This is a genomic window from Allokutzneria sp. NRRL B-24872 (assembly GCF_002155965.1).
Classification (GTDB): domain Bacteria; phylum Actinomycetota; class Actinomycetes; order Mycobacteriales; family Pseudonocardiaceae; genus Allokutzneria.
In genome coordinates, this window is sequence record NZ_MUMH01000109.1 from 44,362 (window position 1) to 52,217 (window position 7,856).

Here is a 7,856-nt window from a genome sequence, read left to right on the forward strand (position 1 = left end):
AGAGGAAGAGTGGATCTACTGCGCAACGCGGTGCGCCCGTACGCGTGGGGCTCGCGCACCGTGATCGCGGACCTGCTCGGTCGGCCGGTACCCGCTCCCCACCCGGAGGCCGAGCTCTGGATGGGCGCCCACCCCGGCGACCCGTCCTGGCTGGTCGGCCCGGACGGCTCCGAGGTCTCGCTGCTGGAGGCCGTCAACGCCGACCCCACCGGGCAGCTCGGCGAGGGCTGCCTGAACCGCTGGAGCGGCCGGCTGCCGTTCCTGATGAAGGTGCTCGCGGCCGAGGAGCCGCTGAGCCTGCAGGCCCACCCCTCCGCCGAGCAGGCCGCCGAGGGCTTCGAGCGCGAGGAGCGGGCTGGCGTCCCGCGCGATGCGGCCAACCGCAACTACCCCGACCCCACGGCCAAGCCCGAGCTGGTGTGCGCGCTGTCGCAGTTCCACGCGCTCGCCGGGTTCCGCGAGGCCGAGCGGACCGTGCGGCTGCTGGCCGCGCTGGACGTGCCGGAGCTGCGCGGGCACGCACAGCTGCTGGCCGCCGATCCCACCGAGAACGGCCTGCGGTTCCTGTTCACCACGTGGATCACGCTGCCGCAGACCGCGCTGGACGAGCTGCTGCCGCCGGTGCTCGACGCCTGCGTGCGCCACCTCCGCGAGCGCGGCGAGTTCGCCTTGGAGTGCCGGACGATCCTGGAGCTGGGCGAGCGCCACTCGGGCGACGCGGGCGTGCTGTGCGCGCTGCTGATGAACCGGCTGGTGCTCGAACCCGGCGAGGCGATCTACCTGCCAGCGGGCAACCTGCACGCCTACCTCCAGGGCAGCGCCGTGGAGATCCTGGCCAACTCCGACAACATCCTGCGCGGCGGGCTCACCCCGAAGCACGTGGACGTGCCGGAACTGTTGCGGGTGCTGGACTTCTCGTGCGGTGACATGCCGGTGCTGCGCGGAGAGCAGGCGCAGCCGCACCTGACCGTCTACCGCACGCCCGCCGCCGAGTTCGAACTGTCGCGTGTGGACTGGCCAGCCAACGCGCCGAACGGCGACGTCCCCTTGGGCGGTGAGGGCCCGCAGATCGTGATCTGCGTGGAGGGCTCGGTGCGCCTGCACACCCACGACGGCGACGAGCTGGTGCTGGAGCGCGGGGAGTCCGCGTGGCTGTCGGCCAGCGACGGCAAGGCGCACATCGGCCCGGCCGGAGCGGCCGCCGCACGTGTTTTCCGCGCCACTTCAGGGGAACACTGACCGGGCGTTCGGCGCATGCCCTAAGGTCACCCCGACAATTCGGACCCACAATTCGGACCCACAACAGGGGAGCAGAAGTGGCTGCTGGGGGCGGAACCAAGGCGATCGTGGCCGCACTGCTGGCGAACGCAGGCATCGCGGTGTCGAAGTTCGTCGGGTTCTTCATCACGGGCTCGTCGTCGATGCTGGCCGAGGCGGTGCACTCGGTCGCGGACACCTCGAACCAGGGCCTGCTGCTGGTCGGCCAGAAGACCGCGCGGCGCGAGGCCACGAAGGAGCACCCGTTCGGGTACGGCCGCGACCGGTACTTCTACTCCTTCGTCGTGGCGCTGCTGCTGTTCACCCTGGGCTCGGTCTTCGCGCTGTACGAGGGCATCCACAAGCTGGAAGCTCCTGAGGCGCTGAACTCGCCGATGGTCGCGGTGGTCATCCTGGTGGTCGCGATCGTCCTGGAGACCTTCAGCTTCCGCACCGCGATCGTGGAATCCCGTGCCATCAAGGGCGACGCCACCTGGTGGCAGTTCATCCGCCGCGCCAAGACCCCTGAGCTGCCCGTGGTGCTGCTGGAGGACGCGGGCGCGCTCTTCGGACTCATCCTCGCGCTCGGCGGTGTCGGCCTGACCTACGCCACCGGCGACCCGACGTGGGACGCCATCGGCACCATCTGCATCGGTGTCCTGCTCGGCGTCATCGCGGTCATCCTGATCGGCGAGACCAAGAGCCTGCTGATCGGTGAGGGCGCCAACCCCGACGTGCTCAACGTGATCATCGAGGAGCTGCAGGCCGGCAAGGTCGACCGCGTGCTGCACGTCCGCACCCAGTACGTCGGCCCGGACGAGCTGCTGATCGCCGCGAAGATCTCGCTGATCGGCACCAGGAGCATCGACGACGTGGCCGACGCCATCAACGACGCGGAGCACCGCGTGCGGGCCAAGGTTCCCGAGGCCCGGCTGATCTACCTGGAGCCCGACATCGACCGCTCGGCGGCCGCCCAGAACGCCAAGTGAAGATCTTTTCCTAAGCCTTCCCTAAATCTTCACCCGAATCAGCTATGGGGCCTTGACCCCTCAGTACAGTGTGCCCGCACATCGCGGGTGTCTGTCGAGGGACGCCCACGTCGAGGGGTCAAGGAGGACCGGCGTGTCTGGTCTGTGGCGCAAGAAAACCATCGAACAGTCCATTGCGGACACCGATGAGCCGGAGACGCGGCTACGCAAGGACCTCAGCGCCTGGGACCTCACGGTCTTCGGTGTCGCGGTGGTCATCGGCGCCGGCATCTTCACGCTCGCCGCGAGCACAGCGGGCAACCTGACCGGACCGTCGGTCACGGTGTCCTTCGTGCTCGCCGCGATCGCCTGCGGTCTCGCGGCCGTCTGCTACGCGGAGTTCGCCTCCACGGTGCCGGTCGCGGGCAGCGCGTACACGTACTCGTACGCGACCTTCGGCGAGTTCGTGGCGTGGATTCTCGGCTGGGACCTGATCCTGGAGTTCGCGCTCGCGGCAGCGGTCGTCGGCAAGGGCTGGTCGAGCTACCTCCAGACGGTGATGGGCTCCTTCGGCCTGAACACCTCGACCACCGTGTCGATCGGCGGGCTCGACTTCGACTGGGGCGCGGTGCTGATCGTGGTCGCGCTCAGCGTGCTGCTCGCCCTCGGTACCAAGATGTCCTCGCGGGTCAGCCAGGTCATCACCGCCATCAAGGTGTTCGTGGTGCTGCTGGTGATCGCCGTCGGCATCGGCTACATCAACACCGACAACTACTCGCCGTTCATCCCGCCCGCCGCCGAGGCCGCGGCCTCCGGGCACGGCAGCGGTCTTGAGCAGTCGCTGTTCTCGCTGATCTCCGGCGTGGAGTCCTCGCAGTTCGGCGTCTACGGCATGCTCGCGGGCGCGGCGCTGGTGTTCTTCGCCTTCATCGGCTTCGACATCGTGGCCACCACGGCGGAGGAGACCAAGAACCCGCAGCGCAACGTGCCGCGCGGCATCCTGGGCTCGCTGGCCATCGTCACCGTGCTCTACGTGGCGGTCTCGCTGGTGATCACCGGTATCCGGCCGTACACCGAGCTGAAGAACAAGGTCGGCCCCAACGGCGAGGCGGTCCGCGCGAACCTGGCGACGGCCTTCTCCGACGCGGGCATCAACTGGCTCGGGATCAACTGGTCGCAGATCATCGCGGTCGGTGCCCTCGCCGGCCTGACCACGGTGGTCATGGTGCTGCTGCTCGGCCAGAGCCGGGTGCTGTTCGCGATGTCCCGCGACGGCCTGATCCCGCGCGGTCTCGCCGTCACCGGCAACCGCGGCACCCCGGTCCGCGCCACGGTTCTGGTCGGCATCGTCGTGGCGATCGCGGCGGGCTTCTTCCCGACCGGCACCCTCGAAGAGATGGTCAACGTCGGAACGCTGTTCGCCTTCGTGCTGGTCTCCGCCGGTGTGCTGGTGCTGCGCAAGACCCACCCGGAGCTGCCGCGCGGCTTCCGCGCCCCGATGGTCCCGCTGGTGCCGATCCTGGCGATCCTCGCCTGCCTGTGGCTGATGCTGAACCTCACGGCGCTGACCTGGGTCCGGTTCCTGATCTGGATGGCGCTCGGCGTGGTCGTGTACTTCGCCTACGGCGCCCGCCACTCGGTGCTGCGCTCGCGCGAGGTCCAGCTCGGTGAGAAGACGACGGCGTCGGAGAAGTCCGACTCCTGACCTGACCTCTGGTCTGAACAACGACCGGCCGGGGTCGTCCACGTAATCTGCGTGGGCGGCCCCGGCCGTCTTGTTCATCGATCCCACGAGGAGCACCGATGTTCGAATCCGTTCTCGTCGCCAACCGCGGTGAGATCGCCCGACGGGTCCTGCGCACCGCTCGCAGGCTCGGCATCAGGACCATCGCCGTCCACTCCGACGTCGATGCGAACCTGCCCTTCGTCCGCGAGGCCGACGAGGCGGTGCTGCTCGGCGGCGCCCCGATCGGCGAGTCCTACCGCAACGCCGAGAAGGTCCTCGCGGCCGCGCGCTCCACCGGCGCCAAGGCCGTGCACCCCGGCTACGGCTTCCTGTCGGAGAACACCGACTTCGCCCGCGCCGTGCAGGAGGCGGGCATCGCCTGGGTCGGCCCCGGCGCCGCCGCGATCTCCGCGATGGGCGACAAGGTCGCCGCGCGTGCCGCCATGGCCGCCGCCGGTGTCCCGGTCGCCCCCGGCTCCGCCGACGCCGTGTCCTCAGTGGACGAAGCCGTGGCCGAGGCCGAGCGCGTCGGCTATCCGGTGATGATCAAGGCCTCGGCCGGTGGTGGCGGCATGGGCATGGCCACCGCCGCCGCCGTGGACGCTCTGCGCGCGGAGTTCGAGAAGGTCACCGCCTTCGCCGAGCGCACCTTCGGCGACGGCCGCGTGTTCGTCGAGCGCTTCTTCCCGAGCGTGCGCCACGTCGAGGTCCAGGTCCTCGGGCTCAACGACGGCCGCGTCATCGCGCTGGGCGAGCGGGACTGCTCCGTGCAGCGCCGCAACCAGAAGGTGGCCGAGGAGACCCCGTCGCCCGCCGTGGACGCCGCGCTGCGCGCCGCCATGTGCGCCGCCGCCGTGCGCGCCGCCGAGGCAGTGGACTACCGCAACGCGGGCACCGTCGAGTTCCTGCTCGACCCCGCCACCAAGGAGTTCTTCTTCCTGGAGATGAACACCCGCCTCCAGGTCGAGCACCCGATCACCGAGGCGATCTTCGGCGTGGACCTCGTCGAGGAGCAGCTGCGCGTGGCCGCGGGCCTGGAGCCGGGCTTCGACGTGGACGCGCTCAAGTCCACCGGGCACGCGATCGAGCTGCGGATCAACGCCGAGGACTCCAAGCGCTTCTTCCCCGGCCCCGGTGCGATCACCGAGTGGGTCGAGCCCGAGGGCGACGGCGTGCGCGTGGACTCCGGCTACGGCCCGGACACCGTGGTGACGCCGAACTACGACTCGCTGATGGCCAAGCTCGTGCTCATCGGCGCCGACCGCGCGGACGCGCTGGAGAAGGCGCGGAAGGCCGTCGCGGACTTCACGATCGTCGGTCCGAAGTCCAACCTGGCCTTCCACGCCGAACTGCTGGAGAACCCCGAGTTCCTCAGCGGTGACTACGACACCGGCATCATCGGCCGCATGCGCGCCAAGCCGAAGAAGTGATCACGCGTCGAGGCGGGCCAGCTCCTCCTCGCTGAGGACGAGGTGGACCGCCTCGACCGAGGAGCGGACGGTCTCCGGGCGCGAGGACCCGGGGATCGGGATCACCCGCTCCGACTGCGCCAGCTCCCAGGCGAGGCAGACCTGCTGCGCGCTGACCCCGCGCTCGGCGGCGATCTCGGCGAAGGCCGCGTGCTGTGAGCCGAGGCCGGCCGCCCCGCCCATGCCGCCCAGCGGGCTCCACGGCAGGAACCCGATGCCCAGCTCGTCGCACAGCTCCAGCTCCGGCAGGGACGACCGGAAGCGCGGCGAGAACTCGTTCTGCACGCTGGCCAGGCGGCCGCCGAGGATCTTGTTGGCGGAGCGGATCTCGTCGGGGTTGAAGTTCGACACCCCGGCCAGCTGGATCTTGCCCTCGTCCAGCAGGTCCGCGAGCGCGCTCACGGACTCCTCGATCGGCACCTTCGGGTCCGGTCGGTGCAGCTGGTAGAGGCCGATCGCCTCGACGCCGAGCCTGCGCAGCGAGCCCTCGCAGGCCCGCTTCAGGTACTCCGGGCTGCCATCGAGGTCGAAGCCGTCGTCGGGCGTGCGGGTGTGCCCGCCCTTGGTGGCGACCAAGACGTCGTCGCGGCCCTTCAGCGCCGCCGCGATCAGCTCCTCGTTGTGCCCGAACTCCGCCGTCGTCACCGCGTACGCGTCGGCGGTGTCGATGAAGGTGATCCCCGCGTCCAGCGCGGCGTGCACGGTCGCGATGGCCTGCTCCCGCGTCGGCATCGCCTTGCCGGAGGGCGGCATCGACAGCGGCATGCCGCCGAGGCCGATCGCGGAGACGGAGATCGTGCCGATCCTGCGCTGCTGCAATGTCACTCCTTGTCCAGCGTGGTCAACTCATCTTCGGTCAGCCGCAGGTGCGCCGCGGCGGCCGAGTCGCGGATGGTCGTCGGCCTGCGCGAGCCCGGGATCGGGATCACCACCGGCGACTGCGCCAGCTCCCAGGCCAGGCAGACCCGTTGCGGGCTCACCCCGTGCGCCTTCGCGACCTCGGCGAAGGCGCCGCCGATCCGGCCCGCCGCCCCGACTCCGCCCAGCGGGCTGTACGGCAGGAACGCGATGCCCAGCTCGTCGCACAGCTCCAGCTCCGGTCGCGACGAGCGCACGCGCGGAGAGAACTCGTTCTGCACGCTGGCCAATCGCCCGCCCAGCGCCTCGTTGGCTTCTCGGATCTGCGCGGTGTCCACATTGGACATTCCGACCGTGCGCACCTTCCCGGCGTCGAGCAGTTCGCCGAGCGCGCCAGCCGATTCGCTCAGCGGCACCGAAGGATCGGGCGCGTGCAGCTGGTAGAGCCCGATCGCCTCAACGTCGAGCCGCCGCAACGACGCGTCGCAGGCTTTCTTCAGGTACTCCGGCGACCCGTTCAGCCCCCAGCCGCCGTGCTCCCGCGTGCACCCGGCCTTCGTCGCGATCAGCACGTCCTCGCGGCCAGCGACGGCCTCCGCCACCAACTCCTCGCCGTGGCCGAAGTCGGTGTGGTCGAGGCAGTACGCGTCCGCCGTGTCGATCAGCGTCACCCCCGCCTCCAGCGCGGCGCGGATCGTCGCCAGCGCCGTCTGCCTGCCGGGGCGGCCGGAGTCCGACAGCGGCCACTCACCGAGGCCGATCGCGCTCACGGGGACTCCGCCGATGGTCCTGTGCATGCGGACAGCCTGAACCAGTCAGAGTTGGAGTGCCAACCAAGTACGTTGGCGGGCATGAATTCCGTTCTCTGCCTCGACGTCGGCTCGACGTGGACGAAGGGCGCGCTGATCGGCCACGACGGGAGCCTGCTCGGCACCGCTCAGCACCGCACCACGCCACCCGAGGTGATGAACGGCATCACGGCGGTCGCGGAGGCCGTCGGCGGTGATCCCGCTGGGGCGCTGGTCTGCTCCTCCGCGGGTGGTGGGCTGCGCCTCGCGGTCGTCGGCCAGGAACGCATGGTCAGTGCCGAGGCGGGCTACCGCGTCGCCCTGTCCGCTGGCGCGAAGGTCGTGCACGTCGCCGCCGGGGAGCTCGACGGCTCCGGGATTCGCGCGCTCCGCGAGAGCCGCCCCGACGTCGTGCTGCTCGTCGGCGGCACGGACGGTGGCGAGACCCGCGTGCTGTTGCACAACGCGCACCGCATCGCCGCGAACCGCCTGCGCTGCCCCGTCGTCCTCGCGGGGAACGTCCAGGCGGGGCAGGAGGCTCTGGCGACTCTGCACGCCACCAAGCGCACCGTCGTTCCGACCGACAACGTCCTGCCCGACGTCGGCGAACTCGCTCCTGGCCCGGCGCGGCGCGCGATCCGCGAGGTGTTCCTCCAGCACGTGATCGGCGGCAAGGGGCTCTCGCGCGGGCCCCGGTTCCGCCGCATGGTGCGCGCCGTGACGCCCGACGCCGTGCTGCGCGGTGTTTCCCGGCTCGCCGGGGCCATCGCCGCCGACGAGGACAGCCCCG

7 protein-coding genes are annotated in these 7,856 nt (G+C 70.6%); 5 read left to right on the plus strand and 2 right to left on the minus strand.

Going from position 1 to position 7,856, the window contains the following annotated elements:
• Positions 1 to 9: 9 nt before the first annotated feature.
• The 4 genes from manA (at position 10) to CCN37_RS26400 (ending at position 5,381) form a co-directional block, all read left to right on the plus strand.
• Positions 10 to 1,239, plus strand: a complete 1,230-nt coding sequence (manA, locus tag CCN37_RS26385; RefSeq protein WP_086825844.1) for a mannose-6-phosphate isomerase, class I — start codon at positions 10 to 12, stop codon at positions 1,237 to 1,239.
• A 77-nt stretch (positions 1,240 to 1,316) separates the two neighbouring features.
• Complete coding sequence (locus CCN37_RS26390; RefSeq protein WP_086825846.1) at positions 1,317 to 2,246, plus strand: cation diffusion facilitator family transporter; 930 nt, start codon at positions 1,317 to 1,319, stop codon at positions 2,244 to 2,246.
• A 133-nt stretch (positions 2,247 to 2,379) separates the two neighbouring features.
• Positions 2,380 to 3,930, plus strand: coding sequence for an amino acid permease (locus tag CCN37_RS26395; protein ID WP_210408207.1), 1,551 nt, complete (start codon positions 2,380 to 2,382; stop codon positions 3,928 to 3,930).
• A 98-nt stretch (positions 3,931 to 4,028) separates the two neighbouring features.
• A complete protein-coding gene (locus CCN37_RS26400; RefSeq protein WP_086825848.1) occupies positions 4,029 to 5,381 on the plus strand; it encodes an acetyl/propionyl/methylcrotonyl-CoA carboxylase subunit alpha in 1,353 nt (450 codons plus the stop codon).
• Here the strand turns inward: CCN37_RS26400 and CCN37_RS26405 are convergent, their stop codons facing one another.
• On the minus strand, positions 5,382 to 6,239 hold the full coding sequence (locus CCN37_RS26405; protein ID WP_086825850.1) for an aldo/keto reductase: 858 nt from the start codon (positions 6,237 to 6,239) through the stop codon (positions 5,382 to 5,384).
• Between the two features lie 2 nt (positions 6,240 to 6,241).
• Positions 6,242 to 7,075 carry an aldo/keto reductase gene (locus tag CCN37_RS26410; protein WP_086825852.1) on the minus strand — a complete coding sequence of 278 codons (834 nt, stop codon included), beginning with the start codon at positions 7,073 to 7,075 and terminating at the stop codon, positions 6,242 to 6,244.
• 54 nt (positions 7,076 to 7,129) lie between these two features.
• On the opposite strand from CCN37_RS26410, the gene CCN37_RS26415 reads away from it, so the two are divergent.
• Positions 7,130 to 7,856 (plus strand): glutamate mutase L (locus tag CCN37_RS26415; RefSeq protein ID WP_210408208.1); only part of this gene is annotated, 727 nt, incomplete at its 3' end.

Coding starts and splice junctions, on each gene's coding strand:
- CCN37_RS26400 (WP_086825848.1), top strand. CDS start 4,029: ATGTTCGAATCCGTTCTCGTCGCCAACCGCGGTGAGATCGCCCGACGG.
- CCN37_RS26410 (WP_086825852.1), bottom strand. CDS start 7,075: ATGCACAGGACCATCGGCGGAGTCCCCGTGAGCGCGATCGGCCTCGGT.